Annotated in this window: 21 protein-coding genes; all 21 read right to left on the minus strand. The window is 45.0% G+C overall.

Translation table 11 applies throughout. The annotated features are described in order from the left end of the window. Positions 1-16 precede the first annotated feature (16 nt). The 21 genes from nusG to CA598_RS16685 all read right to left on the minus strand — a co-directional run bounded on the left by nusG (position 17) and on the right by CA598_RS16685 (position 20,238). Complete coding sequence (gene nusG / locus CA598_RS16580; protein ID WP_036680499.1) at positions 17-550, minus strand: transcription termination/antitermination protein NusG; 534 nt, start codon at positions 548-550, stop codon at positions 17-19. A gap of 21 nt (positions 551-571) precedes the next feature. Next, entirely contained in the window at positions 572-763 is a 192-nt protein-coding gene (gene secE / locus CA598_RS16585) for a preprotein translocase subunit SecE (protein WP_036680497.1), read from the minus strand. 20 nt (positions 764-783) lie between these two features. Beyond that, positions 784-933, minus strand: a complete 150-nt coding sequence (gene rpmG, locus CA598_RS16590) for a 50S ribosomal protein L33 (protein ID WP_076099620.1) — start codon at positions 931-933, stop codon at positions 784-786. Positions 934-1,324: 391 nt separating this feature from the next. Further along, positions 1,325-1,969, minus strand: coding sequence for an RNA polymerase sporulation sigma factor SigH (gene sigH / locus CA598_RS16595; RefSeq protein WP_094877205.1), 645 nt, complete (start codon positions 1,967-1,969; stop codon positions 1,325-1,327). A 158-nt stretch (positions 1,970-2,127) separates the two neighbouring features. Beyond that, positions 2,128-2,649, minus strand: a complete 522-nt coding sequence (locus tag CA598_RS16600) for an NYN domain-containing protein (RefSeq protein ID WP_094871865.1) — start codon at positions 2,647-2,649, stop codon at positions 2,128-2,130. Between the two features lie 2 nt (positions 2,650-2,651). Then, positions 2,652-3,416: a 23S rRNA (guanosine(2251)-2'-O)-methyltransferase RlmB gene (gene rlmB, locus CA598_RS16605; protein ID WP_094877206.1), complete on the minus strand. Its 765-nt coding sequence runs from the start codon at positions 3,414-3,416 to the stop codon at positions 2,652-2,654. Positions 3,417-3,453: 37 nt separating this feature from the next. Then, positions 3,454-3,888 (minus strand): Mini-ribonuclease 3, encoded by a 435-nt coding sequence (locus tag CA598_RS16610; protein ID WP_094871864.1) that lies wholly within the window; start codon positions 3,886-3,888, stop codon positions 3,454-3,456. Next, on the minus strand, positions 3,885-5,294 hold the full coding sequence (cysS, locus tag CA598_RS16615) for a cysteine--tRNA ligase (RefSeq protein ID WP_076286855.1): 1,410 nt from the start codon (positions 5,292-5,294) through the stop codon (positions 3,885-3,887). The genes CA598_RS16610 and cysS overlap by 4 nt, the downstream gene beginning before the upstream one ends. A 49-nt stretch (positions 5,295-5,343) precedes the next feature. Next, a complete protein-coding gene (cysE, locus tag CA598_RS16620; protein WP_094871863.1) occupies positions 5,344-6,036 on the minus strand; it encodes a serine O-acetyltransferase in 693 nt (230 codons plus the stop codon). 511 nt (positions 6,037-6,547) lie between these two features. Continuing rightward, entirely contained in the window at positions 6,548-8,011 is a 1,464-nt protein-coding gene (gltX, locus tag CA598_RS16630) for a glutamate--tRNA ligase (protein ID WP_094877208.1), read from the minus strand. 53 nt (positions 8,012-8,064) lie between these two features. Then, positions 8,065-8,553: a 2-C-methyl-D-erythritol 2,4-cyclodiphosphate synthase gene (gene ispF, locus CA598_RS16635; protein ID WP_094877209.1), complete on the minus strand. Its 489-nt coding sequence runs from the start codon at positions 8,551-8,553 to the stop codon at positions 8,065-8,067. Further along, on the minus strand, positions 8,550-9,248 hold the full coding sequence (gene ispD / locus CA598_RS16640; protein ID WP_094877210.1) for a 2-C-methyl-D-erythritol 4-phosphate cytidylyltransferase: 699 nt from the start codon (positions 9,246-9,248) through the stop codon (positions 8,550-8,552). Before ispD ends, ispF begins: the two co-directional genes overlap by 4 nt. 95 nt (positions 9,249-9,343) lie before the next feature. After that, positions 9,344-10,432, minus strand: a complete 1,089-nt coding sequence (locus tag CA598_RS16645; protein ID WP_042131244.1) for a PIN/TRAM domain-containing protein — start codon at positions 10,430-10,432, stop codon at positions 9,344-9,346. Positions 10,433-10,611: 179 nt separating this feature from the next. Continuing rightward, entirely contained in the window at positions 10,612-11,349 is a 738-nt protein-coding gene (gene pssA / locus CA598_RS16650) for a CDP-diacylglycerol--serine O-phosphatidyltransferase (RefSeq protein ID WP_042192208.1), read from the minus strand. A gap of 64 nt (positions 11,350-11,413) precedes the next feature. Next, on the minus strand, positions 11,414-12,490 hold the full coding sequence (gene disA / locus CA598_RS16655) for a DNA integrity scanning diadenylate cyclase DisA (protein ID WP_042131246.1): 1,077 nt from the start codon (positions 12,488-12,490) through the stop codon (positions 11,414-11,416). 14 nt (positions 12,491-12,504) lie between these two features. Beyond that, positions 12,505-13,872, minus strand: coding sequence for a DNA repair protein RadA (gene radA / locus CA598_RS16660; RefSeq protein WP_060625849.1), 1,368 nt, complete (start codon positions 13,870-13,872; stop codon positions 12,505-12,507). 193 nt (positions 13,873-14,065) lie between these two features. Further along, on the minus strand, positions 14,066-16,534 hold the full coding sequence (gene clpC, locus CA598_RS16665; protein ID WP_042131248.1) for an ATP-dependent protease ATP-binding subunit ClpC: 2,469 nt from the start codon (positions 16,532-16,534) through the stop codon (positions 14,066-14,068). A 35-nt stretch (positions 16,535-16,569) separates the two neighbouring features. Further along, entirely contained in the window at positions 16,570-17,634 is a 1,065-nt protein-coding gene (mcsB, locus tag CA598_RS16670) for a protein-arginine kinase McsB (protein ID WP_042131249.1), read from the minus strand. A 28-nt stretch (positions 17,635-17,662) separates the two neighbouring features. After that, positions 17,663-18,187 (minus strand): protein-arginine kinase activator protein McsA, encoded by a 525-nt coding sequence (mcsA, locus tag CA598_RS16675; protein ID WP_042192214.1) that lies wholly within the window; start codon positions 18,185-18,187, stop codon positions 17,663-17,665. A 30-nt stretch (positions 18,188-18,217) separates the two neighbouring features. After that, complete coding sequence (locus CA598_RS16680) at positions 18,218-18,679, minus strand: CtsR family transcriptional regulator (protein WP_042131251.1); 462 nt, start codon at positions 18,677-18,679, stop codon at positions 18,218-18,220. A 386-nt stretch (positions 18,680-19,065) separates the two neighbouring features. Further along, positions 19,066-20,238: a GNAT family N-acetyltransferase gene (locus tag CA598_RS16685; RefSeq protein WP_094877211.1), complete on the minus strand. Its 1,173-nt coding sequence runs from the start codon at positions 20,236-20,238 to the stop codon at positions 19,066-19,068. Positions 20,239-20,685 lie beyond the last annotated feature (447 nt).

The following is a 20,685-nucleotide window of genomic DNA, read 5'->3' on the forward strand; positions in this document are numbered from 1 at the left end:
AAACCCTTAGCTTATGTTATATTTTCTCCACTTGAGTGAAATCCAACTCTAGCGGGGTTTCCCGTCCAAACATGTTCACATGCACTTTGATCTTGCTCTTGTCAGCCAAAATTTCTTCCACGGATCCCACAAAATTCGCAAACGGACCAACCATAATACGTACGGATTCCTTGATTTCGAAATCAATCTTCGCTTTAGGTTCAACCATGCCCATATGCTTCAGAATTTGTTCTACCTCTTCCGGAAGCAAAGCTGTTGGTTTAGACCCTGAGCCTGTCGAACCAACAAATCCAGTAACGCCCGGAGTATTGCGGACAACATACCAGGAATCATCAGTCTGAACCATTTCCACCAAAACATAACCCGGGTAAACTTTACGCATAACGGTTTTTTTCTTACCGTCTTTGTTTACAATTTCTTCTTCCATAGGAACAAGAACGCGGAATATTTTGTCTTCCATGCCCATGGACTCAACGCGCTTTTCCAAATTGGCTTTGACCTTATTCTCATACCCAGAATAGGTATGAACGACATACCATCTTTTTTCCATATCAAGCCACCTGGGACCTCTCTAAATAATCGCTTCAATCACAGCGGAAATACCGATGTCCAGAACCCAGAAGTAAATAGCGACAACTACAATTGTACCGAGAACGATCAATGTATAGTTGGTCAATTCTTTACGACTTGGCCAGCGAACTTTTTTGAGTTCACTCCAGCTCTCAGTGAAAAAGGAAAACATAGACTTGAAACTACGTTTCATGCCGACTACACCTCCACAGACTATCTGGTTTCGCGATGAGGAGTTTGCGAGTTACAATACTTGCAAAATTTCTTCATCTCCATGCGGTCGGGGTGATTTCGCTTGTTTTTGGTAGTCGCATAGTTTCTTTGTTTGCAACTTGTACAAGCCAAAGTGATAATTACCCGCATGATGTGCACCTCCCGAGACGTCCTTCTAACAATACAATTAGAAGACGTAAATATTGATCCTAAAAAAAGCCGCGAATTTAGGCCTACCTAAAACACTTTAGCATAATGTCAAGGTCTGTGTCAACGAAAGAATTCCGTTCTGCACTGGGTAATTTCGGGTGTTATAGTCATATGGCCGTACCCTGTCCTTGGGTCTATCTCTTCCTCACACTTCGCTGTCTTCCTTATCATTATGGGGCATTCCGACTGTGTATAAACCTACCCTCAACGGCAACAACTAAAATCGACTCAAATAGAATTTTATGGTGTTAGCTCCTAATTCTATCTAAGCAATTTCATGAGACTAAAAAAAAGAACTCGATGTACGAGCCCTCTTGTGTTCATTATATCATTAATTGTCACGCACTTCTAGATATCTTTCTAATTTCCGCTTTACTCGTTGTAAAGCGTTGTCAATAGATTTCACATGTCGCTTAAGATCTTCAGCAATTTCCTGATAAGATCGTCCGTCTAAATACAACATCAGAACCTTACGCTCTAGGTCACTTAAAATCTCTGCCATCTTATCTTCAAGTCCAATGAATTCTTCTTGATTGATAATTAGCTCTTCTGGATCTAGTACCTGAGTTCCACAAATGACATCCATAAGCGTCCGGTCGGAATCTTCATCATAAATGGGCTTGTCCAGAGAAACATAAGAATTAAGCGGAATATGCTTCTGACGAGTGGCCGTCTTAATAGCGGTTATAATCTGACGTGTTATGCAGAGCTCAGCAAAAGCCTTGAATGAAGAGAGCTTGTCACCTTTAAAGTCACGAATAGCCTTATAGAGACCAATCATTCCTTCTTGAACAATATCTTCACGATCTGCCCCGATCAAGAAATAAGAGCGGGCTTTAGCACGTACAAAATTACGGTATTTATTAATTAAGTGTTCCAATGCGCCACTGTCGCCACCACGGAAAGCCTCGACAATCTCTTCATCACTTATGAAATCATACTCGGACAGCATTATTTCCTTGAGGTCGACACTCACCAAGAATCCCCCCGGCTGCAACGCAAGACACATCGTTACTTCGCGAAATATAGGATCAGTATATATTATGTTACCTTACACCGTCAACCGGATTTGTCCAAAATCAATCTGCAATAGCATAAAATGGAATAAAAATATCACCTAAATCTTCCCACTTGTCACTGCCTACGCCATTTTTCCAATTTACTACGCACATCAGGAGGCAGCTTATCTTCTAAGGAATGACGTGTAGAACTGATGCTACCAGGTTCAATAGCTTTTTTAACTTGCTTCTGGTTCTCCTCAATTTCCAGGTGTAGCTCCCTTGCAGAGATTCGCAATGCACCTTGGGCAAAAATAATATGCTGCTCTATAAGATCACTAGTAGCTACATAGATCTGCCGGCGCCGATTGCTAAATTCCCCAACCAGTCGCTCAATGCATTCATCTGCGGTTTCTTTTTCCTTGGTGAAATACACCTGAACCTTACCCTGGACAAATGACCTTCCTAACCCTGGAACACGGTATGCATCAAAAACTGCAATCACTCTTCGTCCTGAGTAAGCTTGGTAATCCGCCAGCAAATCCATTAAGCGGTCGCGTGCTTCCTGCATACCAATCTGGGACAGTGCCGCAAGTTCCGGCCAGCCACCGATCATATTGTACCCGTCCACAAGCAGCACATCGCGCCAGTCGGCCATAGTTATCCCTGCTGTTGCCGAAGGCGTACCACTTCATACATAATGACTCCTGCGGCGACAGAGGCATTTAATGAATTGATTTTTCCGGCCATCGGCAGCTTAAGTAATACATCACATTTTTCACGAATCAAGCGTCCCATTCCTTTATTCTCATTACCGATTACAACAGCTACCGGTCCTGTGAAAATATTGGATCCAAACAGATTCTGATCTGTATCCACATCCGTACCTACTACCCAGACTCCCTGCTCTTTCAGACGATCAATGGTCTGACCTAGGTTAGTGACCCGCGCAACCGGAACATATTCCACGGCACCTGCTGATGTTTTGGAGACGGTAGCAGTAATCTGAGCCGAACGGCGTTTAGGTACGATTACTCCATGCACTCCAGTACAATCTGCTGTCCGCAGAATGGATCCCAGGTTATGCGGATCTTCAATCTCATCCAGTAAAATCAAGAATGCAGGCTCTCCTTTGGCTTCAGCTGCAGCCAGCAGATCATCTACCTCGACATAGGCAAAAGGTGCCGCTTGAGCAACTACCCCCTGATGTTGAACTCCAGGCGCAAGTTGATCCAGCTTACGCTTGTCCACATGCTGAATGACAATCCCCGCTTTACGTGCTTCAGCGACGATTGGTGCGGTCAGATGCTTCTGGGCCGTTTCTGCAATCCATATTTTATTTAAGGTACGACCCCCACGAAGCGCCTCAAGCACTGAATGCTTCCCAGCCAATATTTCCTCTTCTGTCTTCAAATCTTCTTCCATGTTCACTTCTCCTATTCTCTATTTCGCAAAAGCCTTATCAAGGCTGTTTCAACATAAACTGTATGCCACTGTTCACAATTTCTTGTATTCTCTCCTGTTGACCTGTGTAGTATAAGTAACCTATCAGACACTCAAAAGCAGTAGCATGACGGTATTCAAGCACATCTGCATTCTTAGGAATACTTCCCGATTTAGCATTTCTCCCCTGACGGGCGACATCTTTTTCCTCTTCTGTGAGACTTGACTCCAAAAATCCAAGTATTGCACTCTGCGCCTTAGCGGATACAAGTCCTGTAGCAGAGCGATGCAAATGGTTTGGGCGCAAATTCGGAAGAGATACTAAATACTGGCGAACTGACACTTCGTAAATGGCATCTCCTACATAGGCAAGCACAATTGGCGAGAGGAGTCGCGCAGGTTTGGAAGGCTCGTAAGGAAACCACCCGTTCTGAAACTTGCGTTCCTCACTCATTTACGCCGCCACCGCATTCCTTGCGGAGTATCCTCAAGCAATATGCCCAAGCGCCCTAATTCATCACGAATCTCATCGGACCGGCTCCAATTCTTATTCTTACGCGCTTCAACCCGCTCCGCGATCAATCTTTCAACTTCTTCACTCGCGATCTCTTCTTCTTCATGCTCAGGTGTCAAACGCAGCACAGCATTCATTTCCCCAAAAGCTTGCAGCAGCGCAGCAAAATCAGCAGGGGCTGCTTCACTATTCGCAAGGGTATGGTTTGCAAGACTCACCCAATCAAACATAGCGGTAATCGCATCAGGGGTATTAAAGTCATCCTGCATTCTAGCATGAAAATTGGCCACAATAGCAGATAACTTATCATTAATCTCTAAGCTGACCTCACCCTGAGCACCTTCAGCAGCAAGTTCAAGACGATGCTTAACGTTACTTTCTGCAAGTGAGATACGTTCTACGCTCTTTTCAGCTGAAGTCATTGAATCCACCGAGAAGTTCAACGGATTACGATAATGGGTCGACAGCATGAAATAACGAATAGTCCCAGCTTTAAATTGCCCACGGATATCTTTCACAAGCCAACCGTTACCCAATGATTTCGACATTTTTTCATCACCGATGTTGATAAATCCATTGTGCATCCAGTAATTAGAGAGTGGCTTACCCGTCAGAGCTTCTGTCTGAGCGCATTCGCATTCATGATGCGGGAACTGCAAATCTTGTCCACCCCCGTGGATGTCCATCGTATCCCCCAAGAACTCTCTTGCCATGGCCGAGCATTCAATATGCCAGCCAGGGCGTCCATTTCCCCATGGGCTCTGCCAGTACACTTCACCTGGTTTTGCTGCTTTCCACAGCACAAAGTCCTCAGGTTTCTCTTTCCGTGAGTCTACCTCCACGCGAATACCAAACTGTAATTCATCCAGATTCTGACGGGACAGTTTACCGTAGTCTTCAAATTTGGAAGTGCGGTAGTATACATCGCCACCACTCTCGTAGGCATACCCTTTTTCCTCAAGCTCTTTAATGAATTCAATGATCAGCTCCATGCTTTCTGTTACCCGCGGATTCAATGTTGCCGGCTTTACTCCAAGCCCTTCAAGATCCTCACGATAAGCATTAATGAAAATCTCAGCAACCTCTGCTACGGAAGTGTTCATTTCTTCTGCTTTGCGTATCAGTTTATCATCTACATCTGTGAAGTTCGTAACATACCGTACCTCATTGCCGAGTTGCTCCAAATAATTCCGGACCATATCAAAGACAATAATAGGCCTAGCATTTCCGATATGCATATATCCGTAAACGGTTGGACCACATACATACATTTTCACCTTGCCCGACTCTTGAGGCACAAACTGCTCCTTACTGCGTGTCATTGTGTTGTAAATTTGTAAAGCCATCCTATTCCAACCCTTTCTTTTGTCCCGATTCCTTAAGTACCGGATATGCTTAAATTTCGTAATCACCAATGTACTGCTGAGTTTCGACTAGCCGCTGCGCGGTCTTTTGCTTATCTTCTCCGCCAAGCTTCTCTCTGATCTCTTCGATCTCTTTTTGCAGAAATCGAAGTGAATCTACAAGCGGGTCTGGCATCTTGGTATGATCCAAGCGATCGGATACACGTTCACCGTTACGTTTTACTACACGGCCCGGATTTCCTACTACCGTACTATTATTTGGGACTTCACGCAGTACAACCGCATTCGAACCTATATTTGAATTGTCACCGATACGAAACGATCCTAATACCTTCGCACCAGAACCAATAACTACATTGTTGCCAACTGTGGGATGGCGCTTACCTTTTTCTTTCCCTGTCCCCCCGAGTGTAACCCCTTGATAGATAATAACATCATCACCGATTTCACAGGTTTCTCCAATAACAATCCCCATACCATGGTCGATAAACAGCCTATTTCCGATGACAGCTCCGGGATGGATTTCAACACCGGTCATAAATCTACTAAACTGTGAGACCATACGGGCCATTGTATACCAGCGGCGTTTGAAAAAAGAATGGGCAATCCGGTGACCCCAAATGGCGTGCAACCCTGCATATGTGAAGACAACCTCGAACCAGCTGCGGGCTGCGGGATCGTTATCAAATACCGCCCGAATGTCCGACTTAATATGCTTAAACATCACGGTTCCTCTCTTCTTGACTCCCCCATCTCCTGTTTACAGGTACACAAGGAAGGTATTGTCTCCAATCCATCATTCTTATCATACATATGCTGTGGGTGTTTGCTTGGTTTGTTATATTAGAAAAGATACCCCGAAACAAAAAAAGCCCCTGCAGCATAAAGCTGCAGAGACGTTTAACCGCGGTTCCACTCTGCTTGAACGAATCAAACAGACTGCTGTTGTTACCATCGGCAGAGTTCCTTCGTTCCACTTGGCATCATTAACGGCGATGTACCCGGCGCGATCTAACGAGCCTTTAGGATCGTTCAACCGTGCAGCTCACAGGCGCATGTTCTGCCCCGGACAAATGAATAACTCCCAGCCCGAAAGGGTATCCCTTTCTCGGTTATTCTCTCTGGCAATTGCCTTTATGGACGTACTTCTCCTGATCACAGCTATTATCATATGGTTCTATCTTAGCGTAAAAGCTAAGGGACTGACAAGAGGCTTAATGATAAGTAATACTACCTTAAGCTCCTTTAATTTGTGATTTCAAACGTTCGATGACACGGTTTTGGCCGAGCAAAGCAATCGTTATATTAAGATCACGTCCGTGCGTTTGTCCGGTTAAAGCCACACGTATCGGCATAAAGAGCGCTTTGCCTTTGTGCCCTGTTTCTTTCTGCACTTCCTTGATCAGTACAGCCATATTACTAGCGCTGAAATCCTGACAAGCTTCAACCTTAGCTAGAAAAGCAGACAAAACTTCAGGCACTTGGCTTTCCGCCAGAACCTGCGCCGCTTCTGTTTCTAACTCCAGATGGCTGCGGAAGAATAGTTCAGATAGCTCTACGATATCGGAGGCAGAGGTCATCTGCTCTTGATACAGTGCTACAAGGCTTTCTGCCCATGCCTGCTGCTCATCATTCAGCTCAGCCGGTATTTTTCCCGCTTTTTGCAGATGTGGAATCGCTAATGCCGAGATCCGTTTAGGATCAGCATGCTTAATATAGTGATTATTTAGATGCGCCAGCTTGTGCTTATCGAATACAGCCGGACTTTTGGACAAACGGTCCGCATCAAAAATAGAAATAAGTTCTTCTTTACTGAAGATCTCCTCTTCTCCCTCTGGCGACCAGCCCAGTAGAGAAATGAAGTTAACCAAAGCCTCAGGCAAGTAACCCAATTCATCATATTGCTCAATAAATGTAATTACAGATTGATCCCGCTTGCTAAGTTTCTTATGGTTGTCACCGACAATCAGTGTCATATGACCAAATATTGGGGGTTTCCAACCAAGAGCCTCATAGATCATAAGCTGACGTGGTGTGTTGGAAATATGATCTTCCCCACGTAGTACATGGGTGATAGCCATCAAATAATCATCAACAGCTACCGCAAAGTTATAGGTCGGAATTCCGTCCTTCTTCACGATAACAAAATCACCCATTTCTTTCGTATCAAAAGAAATAGTACCTTTTACGATATCATCGAACGTGTACGTACGATCTTCTGGTACACGGAAGCGAATGCTAGCTACTCGTCCCTCAGCTTCAAAGGCAAGGCGTTGTTCTTCCGTCAAATCACGGTGTTTGCCGGAATATCGAGGGGTTTCTCCACGTGCAGTCTGTTCTTCACGTTCTGCTTCCAGTTCTTCCTCTGTGCAGTAGCAGCGGTAAGCCAAACCTTTATCCAGCAAATCCTGCCAATATACACGATATAGGTCAAGACGTTCAGTCTGGCGGTAAGGTCCGTACTCTCCGCCAACATCAACACTCTCATCCCAATCCATGCCTAGCCATTTCAAATACTTAAGCTGGCTCTCTTCGCCGCCTGCGACATTGCGCTTCACGTCTGTATCTTCAATTCTGATGATGAACTTACCGCCTTGATTACGGGCGAACAGATAGTTAAACAGCGCCGTTCTGGCGTTACCTATATGTAAATGTCCCGTAGGGCTCGGTGCATAACGCACCCGGACTTGATCCGTCATTATATTCCCTCCGCTTCATATGGTTAAAACTTAGATTTGCTACTTAGACCATCTCAAGATGATATCACATCTTGGAGTAGACAGACAATAGATTGTGCGGCAATTCCTTCGCCACGACCGGCAAAACCAAGCTGTTCAGTAGTCGTAGCTTTAACGTTCACCTTGGACGGGTCCGCGTGAAGCGCACGAGCGATAATCTCCGTCATTTGTGGAATGTACGGCGCCATCTTTGGTTTTTGGGCAATAATCGTTGAATCGATATTCCCAAGCTTGTACCCTCGCTCTCTAGCAAGTGCCCACACTTGTTCTAATAATTTCAAGCTATCCGCGTCCTTAAACGCTGGATCTGTGTCCGGAAAATGTCTGCCAATATCACCAAGTCCTAGTGCGCCTAGAATCGCGTCACTTACTGCGTGCAGCAAAACATCAGCATCGGAATGTCCTACTAATCCTTTTTCATAAGGAATCGTAACGCCTCCAATAATACAAGGCCTTCCCTCAACCAGTTGATGTACATCAAATCCTTGTCCTACAGCGATCATGATTGTCCCTCTCCCCTGTTTCTTTCTGTGAATTCTGCAAAATCCAAATCATCTGGCGTCGTAATCTTAATATTTCTGTAGCTTCCCTCTACCACAGAAACCGGAATACCAGCACGCTCTGCCAAGCTGGAATCATCAGTACCTAGAAATCCATCCCGCTCCGCGGCCGCATAGGCATCCAGCAATTCAGAAAGACGAAAAGTCTGCGGGGTTTGAATCGCCCACAGACTTCGCCGATCCGGCGTAGACAGTACTCTACCTTCGTTATCTACCTGTTTGATCGTATCTTTGACGGGTACAGCAAGAACTGAAGCGCCGATCTGCTTCGCTCGCTCGTAACATGCCTCAATTTCATTCGGCTGCACAAACGGACGAACACCATCATGTACCATTACCCACTGTGTCGTAAGTTTCAACAATCCTTTATGTACGGAATGCTGACGCTCAGATCCACCAGCCACTATAGCCTTAACCTTGTCCAGCTTATAGAGCTGTATCCATTCCCGGCAACGCTCAATATCTTCCTTACCGGTTACGAGCACGATTTCGGAAATCAAGTCATGCTGCTGAAATACTTCCAGCGTATGAACGATTACTGGTTTACCCTGTAGTAACAGATATTGCTTGCTCTCTACAGTCCCCATTCGCGTTCCTCTGCCTGCCGCCACAATGACGACGCCCACACTGTTTGACATTACTCAGGCTCCTGTCTTTCACGTATATTCCCATCATAACGTGTTTGGCGGGCATTTCCAACCCATAGGACATTTGCCGTGCACTTTATCTACGCTTATTGTGCTTTTTCCAGCAGCTTTGGCTTCGCAAATATCATCCGTCCAGCTGAAGTTTGAAGCACACTCGTGACGAGAACCTCCATCGTGGTTCCGATGTATTCCCGTCCGCCTTCCACAACGATCATTGTTCCATCGTCTAAATAGGCTACCCCTTGTCCATGCTCTTTGCCATCCTTAATGACCTGAACTACGATTTCCTCACCAGGTAACACTACGGGCTTCACGGCATTCGCAAGATCATTAATATTCAGGACTGAGACTCCCTGTAATTCGCAAACCTTATTCAAGTTGAAGTCATTAGTAACTACTTTACCTCGCAGCACCTTCGCTAACTTCACCAGCTTACTATCCACCTCAGAGATTTCTTCAAAATCTCCCTCATAGATTAACACCTTCACATCGAGCTCTTTTTGGATTTTATTGAGTATATCAAGTCCCCGCCGTCCACGATTCCGTTTCAAAAGATCCGAAGAATCTGCGATGTGCTGGAGCTCCTCAAGTACGAATTCCGGTATGACAATCGTTCCTTCAATAAATCCGGTTTTGCAAATATCAGCGATCCGACCATCAATAATAACGCTTGTATCGAGGATTTTATGTTCCTCCAGCCCACGACCTTCCGGCTCAGCCGCTTGCCCCCAGCGTCCAGTTGTCCAAAGTGCAGCTAGTTCCTCTTTTTTCTCCAGACCGATCCGCAGCCCCATATATCCAAAAGCTAACGTAACGGGTACCTGCAGCAACTGCCCAGCTTTTCCAAGCCAAATCATTGCAGGATATAACAGAAGAGATAGCAAAAGCCCCCCTGTAAGCCCAGCTGCACCTGCAGCTAATTCATTCATTGGTATACGCGAACAGTACAGAACCGCCTCCCGCAGTTTTGAACCTCCCCATTCCGCGCATAAAGACCCCGCAAACAAAAAAATAATGGCACCCAGCACCGTAAACAAAATGCTTCCCTCTACAGGTAAACTTTCACTCAGCTTTTCCATCCCCTTAGGGAATCCTCTTTCAAGCGCATGGTATAGCGAAAAACCAGACCAAGCACCACATATTAAAGCAAAAGACAATATCACTTTTTTCCACATAACCTAACGCACCTCCTTTTTATTCATCCTTGAATGATCAATACCTCACCAGTATGTTCCAATTTTCAAGACGATAAACTTGGGATAGCGCTGGAATTGCAAAAAGGCTTTGCCATCCCCTAAGGACGACAAAGCCTCTAGCTATAATTATATTAGTTCAACCTTACTACAAGACTGCTTTAACCGTTCTTCGAGTGATACACTTTATCTTCAGAACGTCTTCTACGACGGTGACGGCGTCTGGCTGTCAATCGATCAATGTTTTGTTTAAAACCATATAACGCGTAAATCCCAAGTAAGACGAAGATTAGCTTAGCAATTTGTTCAGGGAACACAACAGCAACAGCCACCGCAACAACAATGACTACTGGCGCTCCGACAACCACTTTTTTAGGTAATCCAACCTTCTTAAAATTAGGATATTTAACAGTGCTGACCATCAAATATGATAAAAGCAATGTAGCCACGATCATAAATGGAGCGGAAACATCTTTATTAAAAAGAGCTAATGTGGCAAGTACACCACCAGCAGCAGGAATTGGCAATCCAATGAAATAACCAGGAACTCCTGGATGAACATTAAAGCGAGCTAGGCGCAATGCACCAAACACCGGGAAAATTGCAGTTACTGTCCAGGCTAATGCAGAATTTAAATCATGCAGGCTTGAGACGTACATAATAACAGCAGGTGCTACTCCAAAAGAAACGACATCAGACAAAGAGTCCAGTTCCTTACCAAATTCACTCTCACATTTAAGTGCACGAGCAACTCGGCCATCTAATCCGTCTAACAGCATAGCAATAATAACCATGATAGCGGCCATGCTAACTTTACCGTCAAACGCCATCATGATACCAAACATTCCGAGCATCAAGTTACCTATGGTAAAAAGACTCGGAATTGATTTTTGTATCATTTCTTCACCTCAGTTTTCTCACATTGGCCTTAAACAGCTCCAATATTACGTGATTGTATGTTATTTACATTTGCCTGTCAATAAGAACTTGCTTCTGTAAACGTTTGAGCCCATCCTGAATATTACGAGCCCGCACCTCCCCAATTCCGTCCACTTCATCCAGTTCAGCTATGCTTGCAGACATCAAATTAGGCAGCATTTCAAACCGCTCCACCAGATTATGAATGATCACATTTGGAAGCCGCGGAATCTTATTAAGCAGGCGATATCCACGCGGAGTAACCACCTCTTCAGAAGAAATTGCCGTAGAAGAGTAGCCCAACAATCGAGCAATATGGTTGTCATCCATTAGGTCATCATCACTAATACGTTTGAGACCGGCAATAATTTCACGAATTTTATCTTCTTGCTCTTCCTTAGCATAGTCTCTGTATAGGAGCCATGCTTCTTCCTCTGTATTTCCAACCAGTTCTTCCATCTGCATGCTGATTAAGCGCCCTTCGTTGCCTAGTTCATTTATATATCGTTTAATCTCCATTTTTATGCGTAAAACCATCTCTACCCGCTGAATCACTCCGACCACTTCGGCCACGGTTACGATTCCCTCATACTCCGAAGCAGACAAATTCGTCAGTCCTTGTGTAAGAACCGCTTTGTACTTTTCGAGGGTCTGAATCGCTTGATTAGCTTTAGCCAAGATAGCTCCGATTTCTTTTAACGCATACCGAATGGAACCTTGATACAGGGTAATGATATTGCGGCGCTGTGAAATAGAAACCACCAGTTTACCTGTTTGCTTCGCTACGCGCTCGGCGGTCCGGTGACGAATGCCTGTCTCGATGGAAGAGATGGACGAATCCGGAATTAGCTGTGTATTTGCATACAAAATGCGTTTCAAATCCTCACTAAGAATAATGGCACCGTCCATTTTGGCAAGCTCATATAAATAATTGGGCGAAAAATCGCAGTTAATGGAGAATCCCCCATCCACTACCTCCATCACCTCAGGACTATATCCAACGACGATTAGTGCTCCCGTCTTAGCGCGCAGCACATTCTCAAGACCTTCCCGAAAGGGTGTCCCCGGTGCCGCCAGTCTGAGCAGATCATTCATATTCTCTAATTGGTTATATTCTTTCATAATCCCTGTGCCCCCTAATCTAACGCGACCGATAGTGCATCTGCTACGGTACTGACGCCAATAATCTGGATATCTTGCGGGTGCTTCCAGCCTTTCAAACTTTTCTCTGGCATGATCACCCGCCGGAAGCCTAGCTTCGCGGCCTCCTTCACACGCATTTCCGCGCGCGAAACACCTCTTACTTCACCTGTAAGTCCTACTTCACCGAAGAAAACATCGTAAGGTTTTGTTGAAATATCACGAAAGCTGGAAGCGATACTAATAGCTACTGCTAAATCAATCGCCGGTTCATCCAGCTTTACTCCTCCAGCTACATTAAGGTAAGCATCCTGATTTTGCAGGAACATACCCATCCGCTTCTCCAGTACAGCGATAATGAGTGCCATCCGCTGGTGATCCATACCTGTGCACATCCGGCGAGGGGAGGGGAAATGAGTGGCAGCGACAAGAGCCTGAAGCTCAACAAGCACCGGTCTAGTCCCTTCCATACTGGCCACAACTGTAGATCCGGCTACGCCGAGTGGACGCTCCGACAAAAAGAGCTCTGATGGATTTTCTACTTCGGTTAGACCCACTTCACCCATTTCGAAAATGCCGATTTCATTCGTTGAACCGAAGCGGTTCTTTACAGCCCGCAGGAGTCTATACGTATGATGCCGCTCTCCCTCAAAATACAGCACACAATCCACCATATGTTCAAGCATCCGTGGGCCTGCAATAGCGCCTTCCTTAGTGACATGCCCAACGAGAACTGTAGCAATTCCCCGAATCTTAGCGATACGCATAAATCTTGTCGTACATTCCCGAACCTGGGTCACACTGCCTGGCGCACTAGTTACTTCTGGCATAAATACAGTCTGAATCGAATCGATAACAAGAAATTGCGGCTGAATTTGTTCAATCGCTTCTTCTATGCTTTCCATATTCGTCTCACATAGTACATATAGCTCAGCTGACAACGCCCCGAGGCGATCCGCACGCAGCTTAGTTTGCCTTACCGATTCTTCGCCCGAAATGTACAGTACTCGCAATCCCTGAGTTGTCAGAGCATGCGACGTCTGTAATAAGAGCGTAGATTTACCGATTCCTGGGTCTCCCCCTACTAGTACCAGCGATCCTGGCACGATCCCCCCACCGAGAACACGGTTAAGCTCACCTATACCTGTCAGTATGCGCGGTTCCTTGTCACTTTCTATACTTATGATCGATTGTGCCTTTTCTTTACTATGAAAAATAGGGGCATTCATTCCCTGTGTTTTGACTACGCTTTCTGTTTCCTCCACCATGGAGTTCCAAGCTTGGCACCCGGGACATTTCCCGAACCATTTTGGTGATTCGTATCCACAGTCGGTGCAGAAAAATTTAGTTTTTGGTTTAGCCATTTGTTCTCCTTACGGTTCCGAACTTTTAAATTGCGGATATTTTCTTCTAATGAAAGTTTACCATTTCTGCCCCTTTAACGAAAGGTCATTCGGAATTTGTACTAAATGTATATTTTTAAGTGATAAATTTATATTAAAAAAGCTTCCGCCCCTCTATAAACTGAGGAGCGGAAGCTTTTTTTATTCCATTTTTTTATTCGGATTCTACTTCTTTTTCAAGCAATGGCGCTACAGGAGCATCCACTTTATTCACTACAAGTTCTCCGCCAACTTCATCAATGTTGAGCGAATCACCCTTTTGGATATTTCCTCGGAGCAATTCCTCGGAAAGACGGTCTTCAATATGCTTCTGAATCGCACGACGCAATGGACGTGCACCAAAGGCTGGGTCGTAGCCTTCCTTAGCCAGGAAAGCCTTCGCCGCATCCGTGAGTACGAAATCAACATCATATTCACGCAGTCGCTTGCGCAGCTCATCAGACATCAACGTAACGATTTCAGCAATATGCTTCTCATCAAGGGAGTGGAAGACGATGATTTCGTCAATCCGGTTCAAGAACTCTGGACGGAAGCTCTTCTTCAGCTCTTCCATAACCTTGCCCTTCATATTACCGTATTCTGCTCCAGCATCTTGCACAGCTGTGAATCCAAGTGTCGAATTCTTCTTGATCGCTTGTGCGCCTACGTTAGAAGTCAGAATAATTAATGTATTACGGAAATCGACTACCCGTCCTTTAGAGTCAGTTAATCGACCATCTTCAAGTACTTGCAGCAAAATGTTGAATACTTCTGGGTGCGCTTTTTCAATTTCATCAAGCAGCACTACAGAATAAGGTTTACGGCGTACCTTCTCGGTTAATTGGCCGCCTTCTTCATAGCCAACATATCCAGGAGGAGCTCCGACTAAGCGGGACGTGGAGTGCTTCTCCATGTATTCCGACATATCAATACGGATGACCGCATTCTCATCGCCGAACATGGCTTCAGCCAATGCACGAGCCAACTCAGTTTTACCTACACCTGTAGGACCGAGGAAGATAAAAGAACCCATTGGGCGTTTCGGATCTTTAAGACCCGCACGCGCACGGCGCAGTGCCCGGCTAACTGCCTTAACAGCTTCGTCCTGACCGATCACTCGTTCATGCAGTAAAGCCTCCATGTTAAGTAGACGGTCGGTCTCCTCTTCCTTCAGCTTGCTTACAGGTATACCCGTCCAGCTAGCTACAACCTGTGCAATGTCTTCAGGTGTAACCTCTGAATCCGTGCGACCCTGTTTTTCTTTCCATTGATTCTTTGTCGTATCGAGTTCTTCACGGATTTTTTGCTCTGTATCACGCAAGGCCGCCGCTTTTTCAAACTCTTGACTCTGCACTGCGGAATCCTTCTCCTTGCGGATATCATCCAAGCGCATTTCAAGTTCCTTCAGATTTGGCGGGATGGTGTAAGAATGAAGCCTTACTTTAGATCCTGCTTCATCGATAAGGTCAATCGCTTTATCTGGCAGGAAACGGTCCGGGATGTAACGGTCGGACAACTTCACTGCTTCCACAATAGCTTCATCCGTAATCTTCACACGGTGATGCGCTTCATAACGGTCGCGAAGTCCGAACAGTATTTGGACCGCTTCCTCAGGAGACGGCTGATCCACCGTGATCGGTTGGAAACGTCGCTCGAGTGCTGCATCTTTTTCAATATATTTACGATATTCGTCAAGCGTAGTCGCACCAATGCACTGAAGTTCTCCACGGGCTAACGCCGGTTTCAGAATGTTAGATGCGTCAATCGCACCTTCCGCGCCACCAGCACCGATTAGCGTATGAAGCTCATCGATAAAGAGCACGATATTACCTGCTTGGCGAATCTCATCCATAATTTTCTTGAGGCGGTCTTCAAACTCACCGCGATATTTTGTTCCAGCCACTACTGAGCCCATGTCGAGCGTCATGACGCGTTTGTCGCGAAGTGTTTCTGGGATTTCATTATTGATAATCTTTTGTGCAAGTCCTTCAGCGATAGCTGTTTTACCAACACCAGGTTCACCGATCAGTACCGGGTTATTCTTAGTCCGGCGACTCAGTACCTGAATAACACGTTCAATTTCCTTACTACGGCCGATAACTGGGTCTAGATTGCCTTCCTTAGCATAAGCGGTCAAATCGCGCGCTAGACCATCTAGGGTCGGTGTGCTGACGTTAGCCGGAGTCCCGCTATGACTAGAGGCAGCCTCGCTGCTTCCCAGGAGCTGAAGCACTTGTTGACGAGCTTTGTTCAAGCTGATGCCGAGGTTATTAAGCACACGAGCCGCGACACCTTCCCCTTCACGGATAAGTCCAAGCAAAATATGCTCAGTGCCAACATACGTATGACCCAATTTGCGGGCTTCGTCCATCGACAGCTCAATCACTTTTTTAGCGCGAGGAGTATAAGCAATGTTCGTAGGCTGTTCTTGACCTCTGCCAATCAATGTCTCCACTTCGTCCTGGATTTTTTCAAGACCTAGCCCTAAAGCTATTAATGCCTTAGCAGCAATGCCGTCTCCTTCACGAATAAGTCCGAGCAAAATATGTTCTGTACCAATATTGTTGTGTCCTAAACGAACAGCTTCTTCCTGCGCCAGCGCTAGCACTTTTTGTGCGCGTTCCGTAAATCTTCCAAACATCATATCTCCTGCACCTCCATGAATAGTAAATATCTATATTAATGTTGTGTTCCCAATGTCTCTCGGAGCAGTTTTGCCCGATACATATCTCGTTCAGTGGCGTTCAGCTCATCGCCGAACATCTTCTGCAGAAATCCTGGCTGTGTCTTAACGTTAAGTTCATTAAGCACTGAAATCGAAAGGCCTTCCAGAATGCCAAGGTCAACTCCAAGTCTCACATCAGACAGGCGTTGAGCAGATTCTTTAAGCTCCATAAGAGCTGCATAACATAAAATTCCGTAAGAACGCTTCACTCGGTCTGTTATTCTCAAGGCGGAATCAACAAGCAACCGTTCACGTGCATTTCGCTCATGCTCTATAATCTGGGTAACTACACTGTGAAGGTTCTCTATAATTTCACTTTCCGTTTGACCGAGAGTGATCTGATTAGAAATTTGAAAGATGTTCCCTACTGCTTCGCTACCCTCACCGTAAATTCCTCTTACAGTCAATCCCACTTGGTTCACTGCAGACAATATGCGGTTGATCTGATGAGTCATTACAAGCGCTGGCAGATGCAGCATTACCGAGGCACGAAGCCCAGTACCCACATTGGTGGGGCAACTAGTCAAATATCCTCTTTTATCATCAAAAGCGTAATTGACAGCTGCCTCGAATATATCATCAATCGCCGTCGCACGTTCCCATGCTTCTCTGACCTGAAGACCAGGAAACAGACATTGGATTCGCAGATGGTCCTCTTCGTTAATCATGATGCTGACCGACTCATCTTCATTTAATAAGACAGCCGCACTGCGCGAATCATTAGCCAAGTTAGGACTGATTAGATGCTTCTCAACCAGTACCTTTTTGTCCAGTTCATTCACTTCATCAAGCTTTAGGAGTTGAAAAGATCCGAAATCTGCAGCTGCTTCCTCATGAAACACAGGAGCCAGTAGCTCTAATACTTCTTCCGATTGCTCTAAGGAAGCCAGCATTGGGAACGGAAGATGCTCTAGATTACGGGCAATACGCATACGACTGCTAATTACAATCTCGGAGTGACTACCTCCAGAACGCATCCAATCACTAAGCGCTTGTTCAGTAAATCGGAGACTTGACATGTCATATCCCCCCTATATATCAAAGACTTTACTCTTGTGCTATTTCTTTTTCAAGTTTACGAATCTGATCTCGCAGCTCCGCTGCTTTCTCGAATTCCTCTTGTGTAATACTTTGCTGTAATTCCTGCTTGAGTTCATCAATTTGGCGTCTAAATACAATCTGAGCTCCTGCACGTTTCGGAATCTTACCTACATGTGAAGTACTGCCATGCACTCGCTTAAAAAGCGGGTCCAGTGCACTGTTAAAATACTCATAGCAGGAGCTACAGCCAAAACGGCCTAATTTGCTAAACTGGGAATACGTCATCCCACAATTCTCACACTGCAGACTCTGCGTAGTCTTCGTTGCAGCCGACTTCTCCTTGCCGGCACCTTCAAGATCAAGCAGACCTGAGAGCAGACTGTGGATAGAGAATCCCCCAGCCGTTCCGGGAATGAGTTCACCCTTCTCCCGTGCACAGCTCTCGCAGATATGAAACTCTGTCTTCTCTCCATTCACGATCTTAGTGAAGTGGAGTGTTGCCGGCTTGACGCCACATTCCTGGCATTGCATAAGCGAAAGCCCCTCCCTTATGGTTGACAATTATTTGCCTAACAAAGAGATTAACATCGCCTTCATAATCTTGGCACGAATCTCATCCCGGTATGGAATCTTAACCGTTAGGCATTCCCGAGAAACAGCAGCGCGCATAAGGCACGCTTCACGCTTACTTAGAAAACCAGCTTCCTCCAGCTGATAAATCAGCCCTTCAGCAGCGTTCTGATCAATCCCGCCACCTATAGTATGGTTTAAATGGGCATGCAGTGCCACGTTTGGTGGTAATTCAAAACGTTGAATACGAATATATCCCCCGCCACCCCGCTTACTTTCCACCACATAACCTTTTTCCAGAGTAAAGCGTGTACTGATGACATAATTGATCTGTGACGGTACGCATGAGAACTGGTCCGCCAGGTCATTTCGCTGGATTTCCACCGTACCTTCGGGACTTTCATGCAAAATATTCTTCAGATATTGTTCGATAATATCAGAGATATTGCGCATCACTCATCCTCCAGTGCTTAAATCTTTATAATACCGATTGCAACTTGCATTCATAATGACAATGGTCTTTAATTGAATTTAAACATTTGTGGATAATCCCACGCGTTCAAAGGATCGGATCGTTGTCATTAAGCTTCGTTGACTTTGACTTTCTTTGACTTTTTAATATTATAACATATTCTGTGCTAATTCCAAGTGGATTCTCTTATTTTTCACTTTTTTCAGCGAATGTATTCGGAAATAAAGAACTCTCCCAACTTCTTTCGAAGGGGAGAGCCTAATTTTTGTCAAGATTAAACGTCTTCGTTGTCCTTATTAGGACGATAAGCGTTTATGCGAGAAATATAACGATAATGTATTGCGTTGAACTTATGCTTTCTTATATTTTAAAAATGATCAAATAAAGCTGTCTGTGCTTGTGGAATAATTTCTTCAAACCATTCCAGTGCTGCTGCGTGGCCAGAGACACTTCCATAACGAGCCATCTCTGTTGGTCGTTTGTATCCAAGCATCAAGGCCGTCAATGTGCCTATATCACAGCTTAAGTCTGCTTCCGCCCGTTCCCCTTCCACTCGTGTCAAAGTAGCCGATCCCTCATTAGAGATATTCCATGCCCATAACCCATCATTCCAAGGTGCATACTTATCTTCGATATATATAAGCTGCTTCTTTTGACTACTGTTTCCTCTGAAGGTGTAAGTTTCAATGAATGACTTGGCATTAACAATCCGCCCCATAAAATAAGGATAATTCTCTTGTCCTATACGTGGATCTGGCAGCAAGAAAGGTAACATGTCATCCGAAGGCACCAGCTTTAAGGATGCACCGGTCACCATCGAATCATGGTTCGCAAGAAATGTCCACAGCCCCTGCCGAGCTTGTTCATTCAAAAAAACAAATTCATCAATGACCAGTTCTCTGTTCTCTACCTTATACAGCACATATCCCTCTGGTTCACCACTCTTGGAGTAAAATACTACACTCTTTCCTTCATCTTCTAGAACAGAGTTCTCCCACCAGTCCAAATCGCGCTTAAGTGTCCCGTTATAACTAACAGCGAATCGATTGTATAGGCTATCCAATACTTCGATATTTTTGATGTCCCGTTTAACCTTGCCCTCAACTTCAACCTTTTTGGGAAACTTCGCTACTGGAATAGAGTATTTCTTATATTCACAATAAACCTCCCAGCCAAATTTACGATAAAACGGAATCAGGAACGGGTGTAGAAAAGAGAGCGTTTGACCTGCCTCATTCATCGTATGCAGCGCATGAGACAAAAGATTTGCCACATGCCCTTGTCTGCGGTTCTCTGGCCATGTAGCTACTCCTGCTATACCACCCATAGGTACCACTCTGCCCTGTATGTAGACTTGGAGAGGAATAATCGTCAATTTAGCTTCCAATGTTCCATCCTCAAAAGCACCCCATACCTGTTCAGCCTTGAATCTTTCCTTTGCACTTGCCCTTTTTTCACTAGGAAGCTTGTACTGAAAAGCATATTCTGACAAGTTCATGCTCGCATCAAATTCTTCTGAACGTAACTGTCTTATTACCACAAACTCACCTCATCCTTTATAAAATTACTTTTAGGATAAGTATAACAAGAGCGTCAATTGTGCGCTAATCTGTTGCATTATTTATAACTTTATTTTTAGTTATCCACAGCTCTATGCAGTTTTAAAAATAGTCTTGAAATCTTGTCACATCCAAGTTAAAATAGTTATCCACTTATCAATAGCTCTATCCACATAATCCCGGTTATATCCACAGCAACCCGTGTACTACTTAGGTTTTCTGTTGACAGATCCATATAAATATGTATTTAATCGACACTATTTAGGGCTTATTTCTCTTTCAATCATCTATCCACATGTGCGTAACTTTTCTGCAAATCCAAAAGTTTATCCACAAGTTTTCCACAGTCTATAATAAACGCAAAAAAGCCACTGTCGATTACTCAACAGTGGTCTAATTGTGCTTGGCAACGTCCTACTCTCCCAGGA

Source organism: Paenibacillus sp. VTT E-133291, assembly GCF_002264395.1.
In the GTDB taxonomy this organism is placed as follows: Bacteria; Bacillota; Bacilli; order Paenibacillales; family Paenibacillaceae; genus Paenibacillus_AQ; species Paenibacillus_AQ nitricinens.

Bases quoted from the DNA above. Each gene is read 5' to 3' on its own strand.
- mcsA (WP_042192214.1), bottom strand. From the start codon at position 18,187: ATGCAATGCCAGGAATGTGGCGTCAAGCCGGCAACACTCCACTTCACT.
- pssA (WP_042192208.1), bottom strand. From the start codon at position 11,349: ATGATACAAAAATCAATTCCGAGTCTTTTTACCATAGGTAACTTGATG.
- CA598_RS16610 (WP_094871864.1), bottom strand. From the start codon at position 3,888: ATGAGTGAGGAACGCAAGTTTCAGAACGGGTGGTTTCCTTACGAGCCT.
- gltX (WP_094877208.1), bottom strand. From the start codon at position 8,011: ATGACGGATCAAGTCCGGGTGCGTTATGCACCGAGCCCTACGGGACAT.
- CA598_RS16645 (WP_042131244.1), bottom strand. From the start codon at position 10,432: ATGTGGAAAAAAGTGATATTGTCTTTTGCTTTAATATGTGGTGCTTGG.
- nusG (WP_036680499.1), bottom strand. From the start codon at position 550: ATGGAAAAAAGATGGTATGTCGTTCATACCTATTCTGGGTATGAGAAT.
- ispD (WP_094877210.1), bottom strand. From the start codon at position 9,248: ATGTCAAACAGTGTGGGCGTCGTCATTGTGGCGGCAGGCAGAGGAACG.
- CA598_RS16600 (WP_094871865.1), bottom strand. From the start codon at position 2,649: ATGGCCGACTGGCGCGATGTGCTGCTTGTGGACGGGTACAATATGATC.
- mcsB (WP_042131249.1), bottom strand. From the start codon at position 17,634: ATGTCAAGTCTCCGATTTACTGAACAAGCGCTTAGTGATTGGATGCGT.
- rlmB (WP_094877206.1), bottom strand. From the start codon at position 3,416: ATGGAAGAAGATTTGAAGACAGAAGAGGAAATATTGGCTGGGAAGCAT.
- clpC (WP_042131248.1), bottom strand. From the start codon at position 16,534: ATGATGTTTGGAAGATTTACGGAACGCGCACAAAAAGTGCTAGCGCTG.
- cysS (WP_076286855.1), bottom strand. From the start codon at position 5,294: ATGGCTTTACAAATTTACAACACAATGACACGCAGTAAGGAGCAGTTT.
- CA598_RS16680 (WP_042131251.1), bottom strand. From the start codon at position 18,679: ATGCGCAATATCTCTGATATTATCGAACAATATCTGAAGAATATTTTG.
- disA (WP_042131246.1), bottom strand. From the start codon at position 12,490: ATGAAAGAATATAACCAATTAGAGAATATGAATGATCTGCTCAGACTG.
- cysE (WP_094871863.1), bottom strand. From the start codon at position 6,036: ATGTTTAAGCATATTAAGTCGGACATTCGGGCGGTATTTGATAACGAT.
- rpmG (WP_076099620.1), bottom strand. From the start codon at position 933: ATGCGGGTAATTATCACTTTGGCTTGTACAAGTTGCAAACAAAGAAAC.
- ispF (WP_094877209.1), bottom strand. From the start codon at position 8,553: ATGATCGCTGTAGGACAAGGATTTGATGTACATCAACTGGTTGAGGGA.
- secE (WP_036680497.1), bottom strand. From the start codon at position 763: ATGAAACGTAGTTTCAAGTCTATGTTTTCCTTTTTCACTGAGAGCTGG.
- radA (WP_060625849.1), bottom strand. From the start codon at position 13,872: ATGGCTAAACCAAAAACTAAATTTTTCTGCACCGACTGTGGATACGAA.